Annotated in this window: 19 protein-coding genes; 17 read left to right on the top strand and 2 right to left on the bottom strand. The window is 61.0% G+C overall.

The genetic code is table 11. The annotated features are described in order from the left end of the window. Positions 1-13: 13 nt before the first annotated feature. The 11 genes from HNP33_RS13075 to HNP33_RS13025 all read left to right on the top strand — a co-directional run bounded on the left by HNP33_RS13075 (position 14) and on the right by HNP33_RS13025 (position 12016). Positions 14-958: a LysR family transcriptional regulator gene (locus HNP33_RS13075; RefSeq protein ID WP_184709223.1), complete on the top strand. Its 945-nt coding sequence runs from the start codon at positions 14-16 to the stop codon at positions 956-958. A 75-nt stretch (positions 959-1033) separates the two neighbouring features. Further along, a complete protein-coding gene (locus HNP33_RS13070; protein ID WP_184709225.1) occupies positions 1034-2599 on the top strand; it encodes an ABC transporter ATP-binding protein in 1566 nt (521 codons plus the stop codon). Next, entirely contained in the window at positions 2586-3668 is a 1083-nt protein-coding gene (locus HNP33_RS13065; RefSeq protein WP_184709227.1) for an ABC transporter permease, read from the top strand. Before HNP33_RS13070 ends, HNP33_RS13065 begins: the two co-directional genes overlap by 14 nt. Next, positions 3668-4588: an ABC transporter permease gene (locus HNP33_RS13060; protein WP_184709229.1), complete on the top strand. Its 921-nt coding sequence runs from the start codon at positions 3668-3670 to the stop codon at positions 4586-4588. The genes HNP33_RS13065 and HNP33_RS13060 overlap by 1 nt, the downstream gene beginning before the upstream one ends. Before the next feature lie 57 nt (positions 4589-4645). Beyond that, the gene (locus HNP33_RS13055) at positions 4646-5797 is read left to right on the top strand and encodes a BMP family ABC transporter substrate-binding protein (protein ID WP_184709231.1); all 1152 of its coding nucleotides are present in this window, start codon (positions 4646-4648) and stop codon (positions 5795-5797) included. Positions 5798-5980: 183 nt separating this feature from the next. Continuing rightward, positions 5981-7129 (top strand): BMP family ABC transporter substrate-binding protein, encoded by a 1149-nt coding sequence (locus HNP33_RS13050; RefSeq protein WP_184709234.1) that lies wholly within the window; start codon positions 5981-5983, stop codon positions 7127-7129. A 175-nt stretch (positions 7130-7304) separates the two neighbouring features. Beyond that, positions 7305-8369 (top strand): adenosine deaminase, encoded by a 1065-nt coding sequence (locus HNP33_RS13045; RefSeq protein ID WP_184709236.1) that lies wholly within the window; start codon positions 7305-7307, stop codon positions 8367-8369. Positions 8370-8537: 168 nt separating this feature from the next. Continuing rightward, a complete protein-coding gene (locus HNP33_RS13040; RefSeq protein ID WP_184709238.1) occupies positions 8538-10058 on the top strand; it encodes an ATP-binding protein in 1521 nt (506 codons plus the stop codon). 22 nt (positions 10059-10080) lie between these two features. Continuing rightward, a complete protein-coding gene (locus tag HNP33_RS13035; protein ID WP_184709240.1) occupies positions 10081-10707 on the top strand; it encodes a response regulator transcription factor in 627 nt (208 codons plus the stop codon). A 92-nt stretch (positions 10708-10799) separates the two neighbouring features. After that, complete coding sequence (locus tag HNP33_RS13030) at positions 10800-11285, top strand: GlcG/HbpS family heme-binding protein (RefSeq protein ID WP_184709242.1); 486 nt, start codon at positions 10800-10802, stop codon at positions 11283-11285. A 26-nt stretch (positions 11286-11311) separates the two neighbouring features. Beyond that, positions 11312-12016, top strand: a complete 705-nt coding sequence (locus HNP33_RS13025; RefSeq protein ID WP_184709244.1) for an outer membrane protein — start codon at positions 11312-11314, stop codon at positions 12014-12016. Here the strand turns inward: HNP33_RS13025 and HNP33_RS13020 are convergent, their stop codons facing one another. Beyond that, a complete protein-coding gene (locus HNP33_RS13020) occupies positions 12017-12478 on the bottom strand; it encodes an HIT family protein (RefSeq protein WP_184709247.1) in 462 nt (153 codons plus the stop codon). A 306-nt stretch (positions 12479-12784) separates the two neighbouring features. On the opposite strand from HNP33_RS13020, the gene guaD reads away from it, so the two are divergent. The 4 genes from guaD (at position 12785) to HNP33_RS13000 (ending at position 17568) form a co-directional block, all read left to right on the top strand. Beyond that, positions 12785-14083, top strand: coding sequence for a guanine deaminase (gene guaD, locus HNP33_RS13015; protein ID WP_184709249.1), 1299 nt, complete (start codon positions 12785-12787; stop codon positions 14081-14083). A 119-nt stretch (positions 14084-14202) separates the two neighbouring features. Beyond that, positions 14203-14769: a dCTP deaminase gene (dcd, locus tag HNP33_RS13010; RefSeq protein ID WP_184709251.1), complete on the top strand. Its 567-nt coding sequence runs from the start codon at positions 14203-14205 to the stop codon at positions 14767-14769. A gap of 243 nt (positions 14770-15012) precedes the next feature. Next, the gene (locus tag HNP33_RS13005) at positions 15013-15891 is read left to right on the top strand and encodes a neutral zinc metallopeptidase (RefSeq protein ID WP_184709253.1); all 879 of its coding nucleotides are present in this window, start codon (positions 15013-15015) and stop codon (positions 15889-15891) included. Positions 15892-16137: 246 nt separating this feature from the next. Beyond that, complete coding sequence (locus HNP33_RS13000) at positions 16138-17568, top strand: DEAD/DEAH box helicase (RefSeq protein WP_184709254.1); 1431 nt, start codon at positions 16138-16140, stop codon at positions 17566-17568. 80 nt (positions 17569-17648) lie between these two features. On the opposite strand, the gene HNP33_RS12995 is transcribed toward HNP33_RS13000, so the two are convergent. Then, on the bottom strand, positions 17649-18491 hold the full coding sequence (locus tag HNP33_RS12995; RefSeq protein ID WP_184709256.1) for a symmetrical bis(5'-nucleosyl)-tetraphosphatase: 843 nt from the start codon (positions 18489-18491) through the stop codon (positions 17649-17651). A 26-nt stretch (positions 18492-18517) separates the two neighbouring features. Between HNP33_RS12995 and HNP33_RS12990 the strand changes: the two genes are divergently transcribed. Both HNP33_RS12990 and HNP33_RS12985 read left to right on the top strand, forming a co-directional pair. Then, positions 18518-19825 carry a hemolysin family protein gene (locus HNP33_RS12990; protein WP_267906717.1) on the top strand — a complete coding sequence of 436 codons (1308 nt, stop codon included), beginning with the start codon at positions 18518-18520 and terminating at the stop codon, positions 19823-19825. 127 nt (positions 19826-19952) lie between these two features. Continuing rightward, the gene (locus HNP33_RS12985) at positions 19953-20243 is read left to right on the top strand and encodes an H-NS family nucleoid-associated regulatory protein (protein ID WP_184709258.1); all 291 of its coding nucleotides are present in this window, start codon (positions 19953-19955) and stop codon (positions 20241-20243) included. Positions 20244-20574: the final 331 nt, after the last annotated feature.

The raw sequence follows: 20574 nt of genomic DNA, 5'->3' as shown, positions 1-20574 counted from the left end.
GTGCCCCGCTGGCATGCGAGACCAAACCCTGTTCGACAAAGTAGATCTGCACCTTATCCGGGTACTGCACACGGTGCTGACCGAGCGTAGCGTCTCGCGTGCGGCGCTGCGTCTGGGCATGTACCAGCCTGCGGTGTCAGCATCGCTCAAGCGCCTGCGCGAACTGGCAGGCGATCCCTTGCTGGTGCGCTCAGGAGCCGGCATGATGCCTACCGAAGCGGGCCAGCGCATGGTGGAGCCCGCAGCGGCCATTCTGCGCTCGGCCGAGGGCCTGTTCAGCGATGTGCGCAGCTTTGATCCGCGCACGGCCACGCGCACCTTCCGGATCGCGGCCAGCGATTACTTCGATCCCCTCTATCTGCCCTCCCTGGTGTCGCGCATCAAGGCCGAGGCACCACTGTGCACGGTCGAGATCTACCCGCTTTCGCCTGAAACGCACTACCACGCGCAGCTGGCCAATGGTGATATCGATGTGGTGGTTGGCAACTGGCTGCAACCAACGGATGACCTGCACATGGCCAACCTGATGCGCGACGAGGTGGTGTGCCTCGTCAGCAGCAAGCACCCGGCTGTGCGTCGAGGATGGGATGTAGCGAGCTGGCTGGAGGCTGAGCACATTGCCCCTACGGCGACCCACCCCGGAGCGCGCGGCGTCATCGATGCGCATCTGGACGCTATGGGCCTGCAGCGGCGCATTACCGCCCGCTGCGCCCATTTCAGTGCCATTCCGGCCATGTGTGCGTCCACTTTGCTGGTGTTGACCACAGGGCGGCAGTTCTGCGAGCGCTTCACGGGGCAGCTGCCCGTGGAGATTCTGGAATGCCCTGCGCAATTGCCGCCACTCGATTACTACCTGCTGTGGCATGCACGCTCCCATGCATCGGACGCCGCAGCCTGGTTGCGCGATTGCCTCAAAAAAGTGGCGCAATCCTTGCGTGACGCTGGTGGCGCCACCTAGAAAATTGATGTGAGTGAGCGCTTCGCTGGTTTTTCTCCCGCCCCCCCGTAACATTCTGAGAGACAATTGCGGCCCATGAATGCACAGACCCCGACTCCGACAACCGCAGGTGCTGCAGTGCCCCGGTTACAGCTGATCGGTATTACCAAGCGCTACCCCTCGGTAGTAGCCAATAACAAGGTATCACTTTCGGTACGCGCAGGCGAGATACATGCCGTGCTTGGCGAAAACGGCGCAGGCAAGTCCACGCTGATGAAGATCATTTATGGATCGGTCAAGCCCGACGAGGGCCAGATCCTGGTGGATGGCAAGCCCGTACAGGTGCGCAATCCGCAGGAGGCGCGCCAGCTTGGCATCAGCATGGTGTTCCAGCATTTCAGCCTGTTCGACACCCTGACCGTGGCGGAAAACGTCTGGCTGGGCCAGGACAAGCAACTCTCGCTGGCCGAAGTGACTGCACGCATCTCCACCATTGCAAGTGAATATGGACTCGAAGTCGATCCGCAGCGCCCGGTTCATACCTTGAGCGTGGGCGAGATGCAGCGGGTCGAGATCATTCGCGGCCTGCTGACGAGGCCACGTGTGCTGATTCTGGATGAGCCAACCTCGGTGCTGACGCCGCAGGCGGTGGAAAAACTGTTTGTGGTGCTGCGCAAACTGGCCGCAGAAGGCTGCAGCATTCTCTATATCAGCCACAAGCTGCATGAGATTCGTGCGCTGTGCACCGCCTGCACCGTGCTGCGCGCTGGCCAGGTAACGGGTGAATGCAACCCGGCAGTGGAAAGCAATGCCTCACTTTCGCGCATGATGATTGGCGCAGAGCCGCCGCAGTTGGAGCTGCGCCCCAGCCAGGTCGGCGCTGCCGTTTTACGGGTGCAGCAACTGCGCCTGCCCCGGCAAGACCAGTTTGGCGTCGATATCGACGGCATATCGATGCAGGTGCGCGCTGGCGAGGTGGTCGGCATCGCCGGGGTATCCGGCAACGGTCAGAAGGAGCTGCTCTATGCGCTGTCTGGCGAAGACATGCGTGCTGCGCCTGAGATGGTGATGATCGGCAGTACACCGGCGGGCCGCCTTGCGCCGGGCCGTCGCCGCGCATTGGGGCTGCATTTTGTGCCCGAAGAACGTCTTGGCAGAGGTGCTGTGCCCAGCATGGGCCTGGCACACAACCTGATTCTGACCCGCAAGGAGATGGTCGGCCCGGCAGGCTGGCTGCGCATGGGCCAGCTCGACGACATGGCGCGCAGCATCATCAGCCGCTTTGGCGTCAAGGCGGGAGGCCCGCATTCGGCGGCGCAGTCGCTGTCGGGGGGCAATCTGCAGAAATTCATTGTGGGTCGAGAGATCGATGCCAAGCCCAGCCTGCTGATCGTGTCGCAACCGACCTGGGGCGTGGATGTGGGTGCTGCGGCGCAGATTCGCGGGGCCATACTGGCGCTGCGCGATGCGGGCTGCGCGGTGCTGGTGGTCAGTGAGGAGTTGGACGAATTGTTTGAAATCAGTGATCGCCTGCATGTGATTGCCCACGGGCGCCTGTCGCCTTCGGTGTCGCGTGCCGAAGCCAACGTGGCGCAGATTGGTGAATGGATGAGCGGCTTGTGGCCCGCAGTCAACGCGGAGGCGGCCCATGCTCAAGCTTGAAGCCCGCCCGCAGCCATCACGTATCTGGACTCTGGCGTCTCCATTGCTGGCGCTGGTGATCACCGTGCTGCTGGGCATTGCACTGTTTGCGCTGCTGGGCAAAGACCCGGTGCGCGGCCTGCAGGCCTTTTTCTGGGAGCCGATCAAATCGGCCAACGCGCTGGCAGAACTCACCGTCAAGGCCACGCCGCTGCTCTTGATCGCGCTGGGCCTGGCTGTGTGCTTTCGCTCCAACGTCTGGAACATCGGTGCCGAGGGGCAATTCGTCATGGGGGCCATTGCCGCTGGCGGCGTGGCGCTGATGGCAGGTAAGGGCACTGGAGGCTGGATCGTGCCACTCGTGCTTGTAGCAGGTGTGGCGGGCGGCATGGCCTGGGCAGGCGTCGTGGCGCTGCTGCGCGACAAGTTCAACGCCAATGAAATCCTGGTGAGCCTGATGCTGGTCTATGTGGCCACCTTGTTTCTTGGGTATCTGGTGTATGGCCCGTGGAAGGATCCGATGGGCTACAACTTTCCGCAGACCAAGATGTTCGAGCGCGTCACCCAGATACCGAAGCTGGTGCAAGGCATGCGCATGAACATTGGCGTCGTCATCGCCCTGGTGGGGGCTGCGCTGCTGTGGGTGTTTCTGTTTCGCACCAAAGTGGGGTTTGCCCAGCAAGTGGGTGGTCTCGCGCCCGCGGCGGCCCGCTATGCGGGTTTCAGCTCGCGCCGTGCGCTGTGGACGGCCCTGTTGATCTCGGGCGGCTGTGCGGGTCTCGCCGGGGCGTTGGAAGTGGCAGGCCCTGTAGGCCAGCTCACGCCCTATGTGCCCATGGGCTACGGCTTTGCCGCCATCATTGTGGCCTTTGTGGGGCGCCTGCATCCGGTGGGCATGGTGTTTTCCGCCATTTTGATGAGCATGTTCTATATCGGTGGCGAGCTGGCGCAATCGCGCCTGGGCTTGCCCAAGTCGCTGACCGGCGTGTTCCAGGGCATGCTGCTGTTCACTCTGCTGGCCTGCGACACACTGATTGCCTATCGCGTGCGTTGGGCGCGGCCCGCTGCCGCTGTGAGAGGAGGCCTGTGATGGACGCGTATGCACTGTTATTGGGCTCTACGCTGACGGCGGGCACCATTCTGGCTCTGGCGGCGCTGGGTCTCCTGATCAACGAAAAGGCCGGTATCGTCAATCTGGGCGCAGAAGGGATGATGCTGTGCGCCGCCATTGCGGGCTTTGCCACCGTGGTGCACTCGGGCAGCACCTGGTTGGGCTTTGTGGCGGGTATGGCGGCGGGTGCGGCGCTGGCGCTCGTGTTTGGGTGGCTGGTGATCTGGCTCAACACCAATCAATATGCGACCGGCTTGGCGCTGAGCCTGTTCGGCGTGGGCTTTTCCGCCTTTGTCGGTATCAACTACGTACAGGCCAAAATGCCTGCATCGCCCAAGTATGGCATTCCGGTGCTGGAGGACCTGCCGGTCGTGGGCAAGGCGCTTTTCACCCTGCATCCACTGGTCTACGCCACCATGGTACTGGCGGCCGTGATGGTCTACTTTCTGTACCGCACTCGCGCAGGTCTGGTGCTGCGCTCGGTGGGCGAGTCGCCTGCCTCGGCGCATGCGCTGGGCTACCCCGTGCGCCGCATCCGCCTGATGGCGGTGGTGTTTGGCGGCGCGCTGTGCGGGCTGGCCGGTGCATTCATCTCGGTGGTGTACACGCCGCTGTGGGTGGAAAACATGGTGTCGGGGCGCGGCTGGATTGCGCTGGCACTGACGACCTTCGCCACCTGGCGCCCTGCGCGCGTGCTGCTGGGTGCGTATCTGTTCGGCGGCGTGACGATGCTGCAGTTCCACCTGCAGGCCACGGGCGTGCAGGTGGCCAGCCAGTTGCTCTCCATGCTGCCGTATGTGGCCACCATCGTGGTGCTGGCAATCATGTCGCGCAATCCAACCTGGATTCGCGTCAACATGCCCGCATCGCTGGGCAAACCGTTCTACCCGGGTTCATAAAAAGTATAGGCAGTAACCCATTCCGTTCCACCATTTCAGATTCGAAAGCGTTCACCCATGAGCCATTCCAGCAAACGCACCTTGATCCAGTTGATCGGCCTGTCGGCAGTCTCCATGGCCGCCCTCGTGGCCTGCGGCAAGAAAGAAGAGGCCGCTGCGCCGACGGCTGCACCCACACCCGCTGCAGCCGCCCCTGCGGCCGACAAGCTGAAGATCGGCTTTGTCTACGTCAGCCCGGTTGGAGATGGCGGCTGGACGTACCAACACGAGCTGGGCCGCAAGGCGATCCAGGAAAAGTTCGGCGACAAGATCGAGACTTCGATGGTCGAAAGCGTGCCTGAATCCGCCGATGCCGAGCGTGTGATGCGCGACATGGCTGGCCAGGGCAACAAGCTGGTTTTCGCCACCAGCTTCGGCTACCAGGAATTCGTGCAGAAGGCGGCAGCCGATCTCAAGGATGTGAAGTTCGAGCACGCCACGGGTTACAAGACCGGTGACAACGTGGCCGTGTATGACACCAAGACCTTTGAAGGCGCGTACCTGGCTGGCATCGTGGCGGGCGCCATGACCAAGACCAAGACGGTGGGCGTGGTGGCATCGGTGCCGATCCCCGAAGTGGTGCGCAACATCAACAGCTTTGTGCTGGGTGCGCAGAGCATTGATCCCTCGATCAAGGCCAAGGTGGTATGGGTGAACGAATGGTTCGCTCCGCCCAAGGAATCCGAAGCAGCCACCAGCCTGATCAACGGCGGTGTGGATGTGATGTACCAGAACACCAATTCGCCAGCAGTGCTGAAGACGGCCGAAGAGCGCGGCGTGCGTGCTTTTGGCAAGGATGGCGACATGAGCTCCTTCGCACCCAAGGCCCACCTGGGCTCGGCCGTGATCGACTGGACGCCTTACTACACCAAGGTCGTGGAGGACACTCTGGCTGGCAAGTGGCAGACCGGTAACTTCTGGTGGGGCGTGAAGGAAGGTGCCATCGATCTGAAGAAGATCGCAGACGACGTACCGCAAGAGATCAAGGACAAGGTCGAAAAGGCCAAGGCTGGCATGAAGGATGGCAGTTTTGCCGTCTGGACGGGGCCTGTGCAGGACAACACCGGCAAGCAGGTGCTTGAAGCTGGCAAGGTGGCTGACGATGCCTTCCTGCGCGGCATCAATTTTTATGTGAACGGTATTGAGGGCAAGGTACCGGGTACCAACTAAGCACGGCAAAGGGCGCATTGGCGCTCTTTTTGCTAGAGAGCACGGAGCAGGGTGCTGCAGCAATGCAAGCTGTGACCTGTCGTTTTTTGGCGGCAGAACTCGGCAAACCCCATGCTTTGTGCCTATATTGAATACAGTTTGATTGATCTTCCTGATAACAACCACGCAACCGAGGACTTTTCCATGAATTCCATGCACAAGCGTTCGCTGCTCAAGGTAGCAGCTCTTTCGGCCCTGGCCAGCGCGGCCCTGGTGGGCTGCGGCAAGAAAGAGGATCCCGCCCCGGCGCCTGCACCGGCAGCTGCAGCGCCCGCACCGGCTGCAGAGCCGCTCAAGATTGCCTTTGGCTACGTGGGCCCCGTGGGCGACGGTGGCTATTCGTTTGCGCACGACCAGGCGCGCAAGGCCATCGAGAAGGAATTTGGCGACAAGATCCAGACTTCGTTCGTTGAGAGCATTCCCGAAGGCGCCGACGCTGAGCGCGTGTTCCGCGACATGGCAGCCAATGGCAACAAGCTGGTGTTTGCCACCAGTTTTGGCTACATGGAGCCCATCCAGCGCATTGCGCCTGATTTCCCCGATGTGAAGTTCGAGCACGCCACGGGCTACAAGCAGGGTGCCAATGTGGCCACCTATGACAGCCGCACCTATGAAGGCGCCTATCTGGCAGGCATTATTGCTGGCGCAATGACCAAATCCAATGTGCTGGGTGTCGTCGGCTCGGTGCCAATCCCCGAGGTGCTGCGCAACATCAACAGCTTCACCCTGGGTGCCCAGTCGATGAACCCGAAGATCACTACCAAGGTGGTCTGGGTGAATGAGTGGTTTGCGCCTCCGAAGGAAACCGAAGCAGCCACGGGCCTGATCAATGGCGGCGCCGACATCCTGTTCCAGAACACCGATTCGCCTGCTGTGCTCAAGACGGCCGAAGAAAAGGGCAAGCGCGCCTTTGGCTGGGATTCGGACATGACCGCCTATGGCCCCAAGGCGCATCTGGGCTCGGCGATCATCAACTGGACGCCTTACTACAGCAAGGTAGTGAACGATGTGCTTGCCAACAAGTGGACCAGCCAGCACACCTGGTGGGGCGTGAAGGAAAACGCCATCGACATCGTGTCGCTGGCGCCTGATGTGCCCGACAACGCCAAGGCCAAGATCGAGGAAGTGAAAAAAGGCCTCAAGGAAGGTACCTTCACCATCTGGAAGGGCCCGATCCTGGACCAGTCCGGCAAGGCCGTGGTGGAAGAGGGTAAATCGGCGGACGACGACTTCCTGCGTGGCATCAATTTCTACGTCAAGGGCGTGGATGGCAAGGTGCCAGGCGCGCAGTAAACAGTTTTTTGCGCAAGTACAGGGCCGCACATGCGGCCCTTTTTTCGTTACAGTGGCCCAAGCAACTGATTTGCCGATTCCGGCGGTATGCTACGAAAATTGAACTGCTGGCGCTTGCTGTACGCGTGCCAATGGCTTAAATCCATAAAAACCATAAAACTGCAGAAAGTACCCCATGCCATCCTTGCCCACCGATTTTCCCCAGGATCTGCCCGCAGACCGCTTGCCAGCCCTGCTGCGCGCCATGCCCAAGGCAGAGTTGCACATGCATATCGAAGGCTCGCTGGAGCCGGAGCTGATCTTTGCACTGGCCCAGCGCAATGGCGTGAAGCTGGCCTACCCGAATGTGGAAGCCCTGCGCGCGGCCTACGCTTTCACCAATCTGCAGAGCTTTCTGGACATCTACTACGCAGGCGCCAGTGTGCTGCTGACCGAGCAGGACTTCTATGACATGGGCATGGCCTACCTCGAAAAGGCTGTGGCTGACAATGTCGTGCACACCGAGATATTTTTCGATCCGCAGACGCACACGGCGCGCGGCGTGCACATCAAGCATGTGATCATGGGCTTGCACCGTGCCTGCCTGGTGGCGGAAAAGCGCTGGGGCATTACCTCGCAGTTGATCCTGAACTTCCTGCGCCACCTGAGTGAGGACGATGCCTGGCTCACGCTGGAGCAGGCCCTGCCTTACAGCGACTACTTCAGTGGCGTGGGCCTGGACAGCAGCGAAGTCGGCAATCCGCCGGAAAAGTTTGCCAGCGTGTTCGCCCACTGCAAGAACCTGGGTCTGCGCCGCGTTGCCCATGCCGGGGAAGAGGGGCCGCCAGCCTACATCTGGGGGGCGCTGGATCTGCTGCACGCAGAGCGCATTGACCACGGAGTGCAGGCCGTGCACGACGCAGCCTTGGTGCAACGTTTGAAGGACGAGCGTATTCCGCTCACCGTCTGCCCGCTGTCCAACCAGAAGCTGCAGGTCTTTCCCGATCTGGCCGACCACAACATGCCCCAGTTGCTCGCGCAAGGCCTGGTGGCCACCGTCAACTCGGACGATCCGGCCTATTTTGGCGGCTATGTGAACGACAACTTTGTTCAGTTGTTTGCTGCCACCGGCATGGGGGTGCGCGAAGCCTTCCAGCTGGCAGCGAACAGCTTTGAAGCGAGTTTTGTGCCACAAGAGCGGAAGGACGCATGGTTGTCGCAACTGCAGCAATGCTTCATACAGGCGGCGCGGGGCGCATAAGTTAAAAAAACAGCAGCTTGCGCATAACGGATGAGCGCTGATTGCTATCAGAATCATAGAAATGAGGCGCTGCGGCGTCTCTTTTTTCACGACGCCAGCGGTTGAACAAATCTGCTTCATAACGAAGCGCCACGCCAATCCTGCGTGCGCCATGACAGAATGCCGGCCATGACTTTTTCCAACTGGAACCGTCCGCTGGTCTGGCTCTCCGCGTGGGTGGTGGTGGCTGTTGCAGGCGCTGCCTGGCTTGGCCATGCGCGCTTGCTGGTGCTGCAGGATGCGTTTGTGACGGACGCGCGCATCGTGCACCGCCTGCTCAGCCAGCGCGCGGTACAGCACGATGCGGTGATGGCCATGCTGCCGCTGTTGCAGCCCCCAGCTGATCGCCCAGGCAACGTGGCCGTACCGCTGCCGCGCCTGCCTGCGGCGTATCCGCAGATCATCCAGGTATTTCGTCGCTTGCAGGGCAGCGCCTGGCCAGCCACCTGGCCGCAGGCGTTGCGCGCGGGAGCGCAGGAGGCGGTAACCCGTTCGGAGCGGAGTGGCCATGCGGAACTGGCCCATGCGGATCTGACCGCTGGCAATGTCTGGCTGGCGCTTGCCAGCCAGACTGCCGATTTTGCGCTGCTGCTGGATGTGCGCGCAGCGATCCCCTGGGAGGAATGGCCCATGGATGCCGCAACCAGCCCAGCGCGCGTGCGCCTGCAATACCAGGGGCAAGCCTTGGTTGTGCAGGCCGGGCGCTCCCCGTCGGATGGCTGGCACTATGACTTTCGCAAGACACTCGCCTCGCAGAGCCAGCCTTTCGATGTGGTGCTGGAGCGCGAGGTGGGCTGGGGCGAATTACCCTGGGGGCGCATGCTCGGCTGGGCGGCGCTGAGTGCAGCAGTGCTCGCCGCGCTGCGTGCACTACTGCGCCAGAGGGCGGCTGCGCGCCGGGCCGAAGAGCTGCTGCGCGTAGGGCAGGTGGCGCGGCTCAACCAACTGGGTGAACTTGCCGCGGGCATGGCCCACGAGCTGAACCAACCCCTGACCGCCTTGCTTGCCAGTACCCAGGCTGCCCAACGTTTGCTCAAAGACGATGAGCCTGATCTGGGCACTGCGCGCCATGCAATGGGCCAGGCCGTAGAGCAGGCACGGCGCGCGAGCTCCGTCGTGGGGCGGTTGCGCCGCGTGGTGGAACGGCCCGATCTCTCAGGCCAGGTGCAGCCGTTGGCGCTGGCCGCTGCCGTGCACGACGCGTTGCACCTGCTGGAGCCCGAGCTGCGCCGCCGCAGCATTGCCTTGCAGTTGGATGCGCCTGCCGATCTGCCTGCCGTGCTGGCCGAGCCCGTGGCGCTGCAGCAGATCCTCCACAACCTGGTCATGAACGCGCTGCAGGCGATGGAGCAGGTGGATGCCGGCCAGCGCCGCTTGCACATTCGTCTGCGTGTGCAGGGGGCGCAGGTGCTGCTTGGCGTGCGCGATTCGGGGCCCGGCGTGCCTGCCAGCGCGCGTGCAAAGCTGTTCACGCCTTTCTACACCACGCGCGCAGGCGGGCTCGGGCTGGGCCTATCGCTGTGTGAAAGCCTGGCCCAGGCGATGGGCGGTGAGCTGACGCTGGCACCGTCGCCGGAAGTGCCTGACGGCGAGCAGGGCGCCGAATTCCATCTGCTGCTGCCGCTGGCTCCCTCTGCCTCGCAGGCCTGAACACATTGCGACCCAAGACGCCATGACCTCTGCGCTCTCACCCTTGATCCATCTCGTGGACGACGATGCCGCCGTGCGCGACAGCCTGGCGCTGCTCATCGGCACGGTGGGCCTGCGTGTGCAGCCATGGAGCGATCCGCAGGTATTTCTCTCGCAGTTCGAACGTGACGATGTGGGCGCCATTGTGCTGGACGTGCGCATGCCCGGCACCAGCGGACTGGCGGTGTTGGACATGCTGGTGGCGCAGGGTGTGGATCAGCCGGTGATCATGCTGACTGGCCACGGCACGGTGGAGATGTGCCGCCGCGCTTTCAAGGCGGGAGCTGCGGAGTTTCTGGAAAAGCCGGTCGACGACGAGCTTCTCATCGAGGCATTGCAGGCCGCCGTGCGGCAGCATGTGCGCTCGCGTGAACGCTTGCAGGCCGACCGGCAGGCGCGTGCGCGCTATGCGCAGCTCTCTGGCCGCGAGCGAGAGGTGCTGGGCCTGATTGTTGCGGGCCTCACCAACAAGGAGATAGGCCGGGCGCTGACGCTGTCGCCACGCACCGTGGAGACGCACCGCGCCAATCTGTTTGCCAAGCTGGAGGCGGATTCGCTCGCGCAGCTCATTCGCGGCTACGCAGCGCTGGTGGACGAGGACACTGCGTAGTTTTACGGAGGCGCGCGCGTAGCGGGCCGCATTGGCGCGGGGCTGGTGTTTTCCTACAGTTGCAAGCATTCCATCCTGTTCGGAGAAACTGTATGCAACGCACCTTGATCCTTGCCGCTCTGTCCCTGGCCGCTACCGCTGCCAGCGCCCAAGGCGTGCGCACCGAAAAGAACCTGTCGCTGGAGCTGGCCAGCCAGATTGCTGCGCAGAGCGTGGCGGCCTGCACCGCCAATGGCTATGCCGTGACCGCCACCGTGGTGGACCGCGCAGGCGGCGTGCGCGCCGTGCAGCGTGCCGACAACGCCGGCCCGCACACCGTGGAGGCAAGCCGCGCCAAGGCGTTCACCTCGGCCTCGGCCAAGGCGCCGTCACTCGCCATCATGGAGAACGCGCAGAAGAATCCTGGCGCGGCCAATCTGAAGGACATCCCCGGTTTTCTGCTGCTGGGCGGGGGTGTGCCTGTAAAGGTGGACAACGAAGTGATCGGCGCCGTGGGTGTTGCCGGTGCGCCCGGTGGTCATCTGGATGACCAGTGTGCCCAGGCGGCTCTCTCCAAGGTCGCAGACGTGCTGAAGTGACCCATCGCAACCATCCATACCTACCGATGAAGAACCTCCAACGCATCCTTCCCGTTTTCTTTCTGGCTGCAAGCGGCAGCGCTCTGGCACAGGGCAATCCGAGCAGCGCAGGTACTGGCGGCGGCAGCTACTATGGCGCGCTGCGCATCAACTCCGCCAACTACAAGGCGCATGACATGGATTCCAGCGCCCGCCCGGGCCTGGGGCAGTTCGTTCCGGGCGACGATTCCCGCTCCGCAGCAGGCGGCTCGCTGGCCTTGGGCTACCAGTTGCCTTCGAACTGGCGCGTGGAAGCGGAATACACGCTGCCCAAGCGCAACGAGTTCACCAGTGGTTCCACCAACTTCCCGACCAGCTTCAACCACCACAAGATTCGCTCGCAGCGGCTGATGCTCAATGCATACAAGGATTTCCCCTTGAATGCGCAGTTCTCGCTGTACGGCATGGGCGGCCTGGGGCTTGCACACCTGGAGTCCAGTGGTTGGCAGGGCAACGTGAATCGCCAGTATTTCAGCGATTCGCAGAACAAGCTGGCGTATTCGCTGGGGCTGGGCCTGAGCTACTCGCCGGTGCAAAAGCTCAGCGTTGATCTGGGCTGGCGCTATGTTGCCATGGGCAGAACCAGGAGTGGTGCGAACAATTTCACCAATGTGCGCGGCCAGCAGGACGAGCAGATGCGCGCCAAGCTGACTTCCAGCGAAGTTACGCTGGGCCTGCGCTACCGCTTCTGATCAGGCGGCCGATGCGGCCTGCGCATGCATGGCGTTGCGCAACTGCAGCGCATAGCCTTCCAGCATTGCGCTGCCCGGCTCCTTGCGCGGCCAGGTGAAGGTAAGGCCGTCACCCGCATGGCGCGGCACCACATGCAGGTGGAAGTGCGCCACCGTCTGGCCGCCTTCGGCACCATTGGCCTGCAGCAAGGTGAGGCCCGCTGGTTCAAACGCCAACTTGGCCGCCAGCGCCACCTTGCGGGCAGTCTGCATCACGGCCGCCGACTCGGCATCAGTGATCTCGAAAATATTGGCGGCGTGGCGCTTGGTGGCCACCAGCACATGGCCGGGGTTGACCTGGCCCAGGTCCATGAAGGCGAGCGTCAACTCGTCCTCGTACACCTTGGCCGATGGAATCTCGCCATTGACGAGCTTGCAAAAAATGCAGCTGCCTGCGACAGAGGTGTCAACAAAATGCGGCATGGGCTGTGCCTCCTCCTTTTCGCGCACCCTTGGCACAGGGCGCGTCGGTTCACGGTTGATAGGGGTGAAAACTGTTTTCACCAACAGGTAAAACAAACACTATAGACCGCACACATGCATGAACTGTATTTGGATGCGCAGGGTTTTCCCTTGTTTTGAATGGTTTGCCATTGCCATGTAAGTGGTGGCTTGAAACAAACGGGGCCAGTACCGCGCCTGCAACTGCGCGTGCACCTGCACCCGCATCTATAGGTGATATAGGTCAATCCATATATCTGTGGCGCTGGCTGCGTTTAAGCTTGCCGCATGCATATCTACCGATCCTCCCTGCTGCGCTTTGCCGATGATGGCCGCGCCATGTATGACGAAGATGGCCTGCTGGCCACCGCGCCCGGCGACGATGGCCGTGAGCGGGTGGTGGCAGCGGGCGGCTGGCAGGCGCTGTCGCCACAGCTGCTGGGGCAGGCGGGTGGCGAAGCGGTGGTTCACCACCTGCCGGGCCGCATCATTGCGCCCGGCTTTGTCGATCTGCACATTCACTATCCGCAGACCGATGTGATCGGCGCGCCAGCGCCTGGTCTGCTGCCTTGGCTCGAAAACTACACCTTTCCCCACGAGTCGCGCTTCCATGACCGCGCCTATGCCGATGGGGTGGCTGATTTCTTCATGGATGAATTGCTGCGCAACGGCGTGACCACGGCGCTGGCTTTTGCCACATCGCACCCCGCGTCGGTGGATGCCATCATGACGGCCGCGCAGCAGCGCCGCATGCGCATGATTGCCGGCAAGGTGCTGCAAGATCGCAATAGCCCGGATGGCGTGCGCGACGATACCGAGCAAAGCCTGGTCGATACGGAAACGCTGATCCAACGCTGGCACGGCACAGACCGCCTGGGCTATGCGATCACCCCGCGCTTTGCGCCCACGAGTACCCCGGCCCAATTGCGAGGCGCAGGCGAGCTGGCGGCCAGATATAGCGATGTGTGGATTCAGTCGCATGTGGCGGAGAACCTCGACGAAGTGGCCTGGGTGAAAGAGCTGTTCCCGGCCGCGCGCAGCTATCTGGCGGTGTATGACGACTTTGGCCTGATGCGTGAGCGCGCCGTGTATGCACACAGCATCTGGCTGGATGAGACGGACCGCCAGCTGATGCACCGTACCAAGGCGGCTGCGGCCGTGAGCCCCACCAGCAACCTGTTTCTGGCCAGTGGCTACTTTGATTACCTCAAAGCCGACGAGGCGCAGATGCTGTATGGCCTGGCCAGCGATGTGGGTGGGGGAATGAGCTTCTCACCGTTCCGTACCATGCAGGCAGCCTATGTGGTGGGGCGTGAAAGCCACGCCAAGGAAGGGCAGAGTCTGTCGCCGCAGCACCTGTGGTGGCAGCACACGGCGGGCGCAGCAAGGGCGCTGGGCCTGCAGGGTGTCATCGGCAACCTGCAACCCGGCTGCGAGGCAGATTTTGTCGTCATCAATCCGCGCGCAACACCGCTCCTGGCCCGCAAGGCCGAGCAGGCGCGCAACCTCGATGAGCTGCTCTTTGGCATGGTCATCCTGGGCGACGACCGGTTGATCGAGCAGACGCACATTGCCCAGCAGGTTTGAGCGATTCTGGCCGGTAGCGCACAACAGATGAGCGCTACCTGCTATCAAAAGAACTGCTAAACCTGTGATCCAGGTCTTGCCCCTGCATTCGCTACAATCTCCGCCCAGGAGTTTTAGACATGAGCATTCAGAGCGATAAGTGGATCCGCCGCATGGCAGAACAGCACGGCATGATCGAGCCGTTTGAGCCCGGCCAGGTGCGCCAGGTCGATGGCAAGAAGATCATCAGCTACGGCACATCGAGCTACGGCTACGACATCCGCTGCGCGCGCGAGTTCAAGGTCTTCACCAACATCCACAGCACCGTGGTCGACCCCAAGAACTTCGACGAAAAGAGCTTTGTCGATTTTGAGGGCGATTACTGCATCATCCCCCCCAATAGCTTTGCGCTGGCACGTACGGTGGAGTATTTCCGCATTCCACGCGATGTGCTGACCGTGTGCCTGGGCAAGAGTACTTACGCACGCTGCGGCATCATCGTCAACGTCACACCATTCGAGCCCGAGTGGGAAGGCTATGTGACTCTGGAGTTCTCCAACACCACGCCGCTGCCCGCCAAGATCTATGCAGGCGAAGGCTGCGCCCAGGTGCTGTTTTTCCAGGGCAACGAGCCTTGCGATGTGAGCTACAAGGACCGCGCAGGCAAGTACCAGGGCCAGCATGGCGTGACTTTGCCCAAGGCATAACGGCGCAGAAAACCGCAGTCAAAAGCCATCCAGCGCCCTGGATGGCTTTTTTATCGCCTGCTGCCGATGGTTTAATTTTTGAAAAATTTGCAAAATTTGTTCAATTACGGCGGCTGTTGTACTGCGAGTGACCCGCCAAAGCGTTGCTTTGCAAGCACAGTGGCGGCAAATGCGCTACTGTAGCGGCCAGTGACAGCCAACAGATAACTGATGCGGCGCCTTGGCGTGGCAAGGAGAGTGACGATGAGATGGGAAGGCAATCGCGAATCGGAGAACGTGGAAGATCGCCGCGGCCAGGGTGGCGGAGGCGGTGGGGGCTTTGGCATCGGTGGCCGCAGCATCGGTGTTGGCACCGTGGTTCTGGCGCTGATTGGCTGGGGTGTGTTCGGCATCAATCCGCTGACCACGATTGGTGTGCTGTCGGGCAGCGGCTCGCCTGCGCCCGTGGAGCAAGGCCCGGCCAAGGCGCCGCCGTCGAACGACCAGGGGGCCAAATTCGTCTCGACCGTGCTGGCATCGACCGAAGACGTCTGGACCGACATCTTCAGCAAGGCCGGTGCCCGCTACCAGGCGCCAAGATTGGTGCTGTTCACCGGCGTGACGCGCACGGCCTGTGGAACGGGCCAGTCGGCCATGGGGCCCTTCTACTGCCCGGGCGACCACAAGGTTTATCTGGACATGGACTTTTTCAACACCATGAGCCGCCAGCTGGGCGCGCCCGGTGAATTTGCTCGCGCCTATGTCGTCGCGCACGAGGTGGGTCACCATGTGCAGAACCTGCTGGGGATATCTGACAAGGTGGACAGTATGCGAGGCCGCATCAGCGAGCGCGATCAGAATGCGCTGTCCGTGCGGCTGGAACTGCAGGCCGATTGCTATGCAGGTGTATGGGCCAACCATTCGCAGCAGGCCAAGAACTGGCTGGAACAGGGTGACATCGAATCTGCCGTGAACGCCGCCCAACAGATTGGTGATGACAAGCTGCAGCGCGAGGCCACCGGCGCGGTGCGGCCAGACAGCTTTACCCATGGCTCCAGTGCCCAGCGGGTGCGCTGGTTCACGCAGGGTTTCAAGACCGGTAGCGTCCAGTCGTGCGATACCTTCCAGGCAAACAGTCTGTAGAAACCGGGCGCACCCCAATCCTGCATCCCACAGCCGGCTTTGCCGGCTGTTTTTCATCAAACCGGTTGGTGGAGTGCAATCGGTGGCGCATGGCTGGAAAGCGCTTTTTATCAAAAACAATAGCAATTTAGCCAGTGCTTGCGTATGTGCCTTGCGAAATGTGACAACCCTCATCCCCATTCCGTAACCGTGTACGGGGTTAAGCGCAGCACCAATTTGTCCAGAGTGCGACAATAGGGGGCTTACATGACAAATTCTTTCTCCAACCTTCATCTGGCCGAGCCCTTGGCCAAAGCCATCGCTGAGATGGGCTATGCATCCATGACGCCGATTCAGGCACAGGCCATTCCTGTGGTGCTGACCGGCAAGGATGTCATGGGCGCGGCGCAGACCGGTACTGGCAAGACAGCGGCCTTCTCCCTGCCATTGCTGCAGCGCATGATGGCGCACGAAAACAGCTCCGCCTCGCCCGCCCGCCATCCGGTGCGTGCCCTGGTGCTGCTGCCCACGCGCGAGCTGGCCGATCAGGTGGCCCAGCAGATCGCGCAGTTTGCCAAGTACACCAAGTTGCGCAGCACCGTGGTGTTTGGCGGCATGGACATGAAGCCTCAGACCATCGAGCTGAAGAAGGGCGTAGAAGTACTGGTGGCCACACCGGGCCGTCTGCTCGACCATATCGAAGCCAAGAACGCGGTTCTCAACCAGGTGGAATATGTAGTGCTGGACGAAGCGGACCGCATGCTCGACATCGGTTTTCTGCCCGATCTGCAGCGCATCCTGTCGTACCTGCCCAAAAAGCGCACCACCTTGCTGTTCTCGGCTACCTTTTCGCCTGAGATCAAGCGCCTGGCCAACAGCTACCTGCAAGACCCGATCACGATCGAAGTCGCGCGCCCCAACGAAACCGCTTCTACCGTCGAGCAGCGCTTTTTCAGCGCCACCGATGATGACAAGCGTCGCGTCATCACCAAAGTGCTGCGTGATCGCCAGATCCGCCAGGCATTTGTGTTCGTCAACAGCAAGCTTGGCTGCTCGCGCCTCACGCGTGCGCTGGAGCGCGATGGCCTGCGCGCCGCAGCACTGCATGGCGACAAGAGCCAGGACGAGCGCCTGAAGGCGCTTGAAGCGTTCAAGCAGGGCGAGGTTGATCTGCTGGTGTGTACCGACGTGGCTGCACGCGGGCTCGACATCAAGGACGTGCCCGCCGTCTTCAACTACGACGTCCCCTTCAATGCCGAAGACTATGTGCACCGCATTGGCCGCACCGGGCGCGCAGGCGCTTCGGGCCTGGCGGTGACGCTGGTGACCAGCGCGGATGCGCGCCATGTGAGCGACATTGAAAAGCTGATCAAGAAGAAGATCGAGGTCGAACCCTTTGAGCTGGATGAGCGACCACGTGGTCGCTTCAACGACGGCCATCGGGACCGCCGCGAGCGCGAAGGCCGCGACCAACGCGGCCGAGAGCGCGATGACGACACATCAGATCGCCGCGAGCGTTACCGTCCGGCTCCTGTGTCGCGCGATCCGTTCTTTGACAAACCCTACGAAGCCAAAGCTGCCGAACCGGCAGCCTGGGACGCAAGCGCCAAGCCTGCGCCTGCAAGGGGTGCAGCGAGCGTCAAGCCCCGCCGTAAGGTGGCAGCGCTGTTCAAGCCCGCGCCGACCACCGACTCGTGATTCGGTCACTTCCAAAAGAAAAAAAGGCCTCTGTATTTTGCAGAGGCCTTTTTCTTTAGCGGACGCGGAGCTTGTTGCTCTTAGCCTGGTTGCTGTGCCTGCTCGCACTCCACGTGAATGAGTTCACGCTCGGCCAGCTTTGCACCGAAGCGCACCGCCGTCAGGCACCCTCCCCAGACGCAGCCGGTGTCCAACGCGATGAGGTGCGGGCGGTTCAATTCGCCCAAGGTGGACCAGTGGCCAAAGGCAATGGTCGTGTTGGCGGCGCATCGGCCTGGCAGATCGAACCATGGCATCAGGCCGACAGGGGCGTTTTCTGTGCTCTCTGCACTTTCAAAATCCATTCGGCCATCAGGCGCGCAATATCGCATACGCGTGAGCACGTTGGTGATGACACGCAGCCGCTCCATGCCGGTGAGTTGCTCGCTCCATTGATCGGGCTCATTGCCGTACATGGCCTGCAGAAAGGCGGGCAGTTCATCGCTCTGTAGCACCGTCTCCACTTCCTGCGCGTAGCGCAGGGTGTCGGCCAGGCTCCAGCATTTGTGCACGCCGGCATGCACCATCAGCAGGGTCTCTCCACCCACCTCATGGGTACGCGCCAGCGGCTGCTGCTGCACCCATTGGAGCAGCTGTTCCGCATCAGGTGCCTGGAGCACCTGCAGCAAGGTGTCTCGCCTGGAAAATTTGCGCCGCCCATTGGCTGCGGCGAGCAAATGCAGATCATGGTTGCCCAACAATGCACGGATGGCGCCATCCGATTTCATGCAACGGCGCAGGGTTTTTTCGGAGTCCGGACCTCGGTTGACCAGATCACCAAGAAGGTAGGCGGTATCGCGGCTGGGCGAGAAGTCTATTTTTGCGAGCAAACGCTCCAAAGCGCCATCGCACCCCTGGATATCGCCAATACAGTAAAGTGACATGCTTGTTGAACTACCTGTGAACTATTTTGTTAGACGTACTCCTGATCGCGCTTTTGACCCTGCTCAATGGTGTATTTGCCATGTCGGAGTTGGCACTGGCCAGCAGCCGTAAATCACGTTTGCTGGCCATGGCGGAAAGCGGCGACAAGGGCGCCAAGGCTGCCCTGGAATTGTTGGCCAATCCTACCCAGTTTCTTTCGTCCATTCAGGTGGGCATCACATCCATCGGCATGCTCAATGGTATTTTCGGTGAAGCCGCGTTCAGTGATGGCTTGGCGCGCTGGCTGATTTCTACCGGAGTCCCAGCTTCCATCGCCTCTGTCGCGGCGACTGCCACAGTGATCATTGTGATCACATTCCTCACCATTGTGTTTGGTGAATTGGTACCCAAGCGCATTGGCCAGATGTATCCCGAGGCCTCGTCCAGGGTGATTGCGTTGCCGCTGACCTGGGTCTCCAAAATTGCCAAACCCTTTGTCTGGTTGCTCTCCGTTTCGGCGCAGTATGTTCTCAAGTTGCTGCGCATCAAGGATGAATCGAGTCGAGCGGTGACTGAGGAGGAAATCGTGGCCAGCCTGGATGAAGGCCGTGACGCCGGTGTGATCGAACAGAATGAGCACCTGATGGTGCAGAACGTATTCCATCTCGATGACCGCCCCCTGATCTCGATGATGGTGCCGCGTGGCGATGTCCAGTGGCTGGATGCTCGATTGACAGTGGCCGAGGCTTTGCACGAGGTACGTGCCGCCGGGGGCAAGGGCGCGCATTCCTGGTATCCGGTTTGCCGCGAGTCGCTTGACAACGTAGTAGGCCTGGTGAGTGTTGCCCGCCTGCTGGATGAGACTGCACCCAAGACCGTGCCGGTGTCAGATCTGGTGGTGGCGGCTACCTATGTGCCCGAGACCCTCAGTGGCTTTGAACTTCTGGAGCAATTTCGTGCCCGCGCAGGCCGCATGATTTTCGTGGTGGACGAATATGGGGTCGTGCAGGGCATCATCACGCCCCGTGATTTGCTGGAAGCCATTACCGGGGAACTTAAACCAGGCGGTGCCAATGAAGCCTGGGCCGTGCAGAACGACGACGGCTCCTGGTATCTCGACGGTTTGATGCCGGTATCAGAATTGAAAGCCCGCCTGGATATCAAGGAATTACCCGATGAAGACAAGGGCCGGTATAACACCCTGGCAGGTATGTTGATGGCCGAATCAGGACATATGCCGCCAGTGGGCGAAAAGATATATTGTGCCGGATGGGTATTCGAAGTTATGGCCCTCGAAGGGAAACGGGTGGACAAGGTGATTGCTCGCATCGACGCGGGGCTTGCCGATTACTGATGGCAGTAGACGACCCTGTTTATGAAAATTTACATTGATGTTTAATGGCTGAAGGCAAAAAAAACTTTTTCAAATTCGACTTTTGGGTATACTTGGGCCGTTATTCAAATTACTAGGATATACCAACATGGCTACTTTGAAGGAAATCGACGCCCAATTGGCAGCGCTGCAAGCACAACGTGAAGAGGTTCGTAAAACCGAACTGAAGAACGTGGTGGACCAGGTGCGCAGCCTGGTGGCGGAATATTCACTCAGTGAGCAAGATGTGTTTCCACCAGCCCGCGGTAGCCGCAATTCTGCAGCTGGTTCCAAGGTTGCTCCTAAATACCGTGATCCAGCGACTGGCGCAACCTGGACTGGCCGTGGCAAGGCTCCAAAATGGATCGAAGGCCAAGACCGTGAGAAGTTTGCAATCTGATTGATTAGATCTCGCAATGAATAAAACCCGCCTCGGCGGGTTTTTGTATTTCAGGGGCTGATTGCCTATTGGCGGGGTATATTCTGAATAATAGTCTTGTGCTATCGATAGGCCAAATTCATTCTGAGAATAAATTTAGAGTTTTGTCCCAATTGGTGGGATATTGAGATATCAGGCTCGTGAATTTCCTGGAAAGGCCTGTCAGGCCCGCGCTCAGGGGGCGGCTCGCGTTGGATAGGGCTTTGTTGCACAAATCCGGGCCGCAGCGGTAGTAGGCTCGGATGATGAGTGAGACGAACTGGGGTCGGCGCAAGTACCGCACCACAAACTG

This window comes from Comamonas odontotermitis (assembly GCF_014207855.1).
Classification (GTDB): domain Bacteria; phylum Pseudomonadota; class Gammaproteobacteria; order Burkholderiales; family Burkholderiaceae_C; genus Comamonas; species Comamonas odontotermitis_A.
This window is presented reverse-complemented; position numbering and strand designations above follow the sequence as displayed.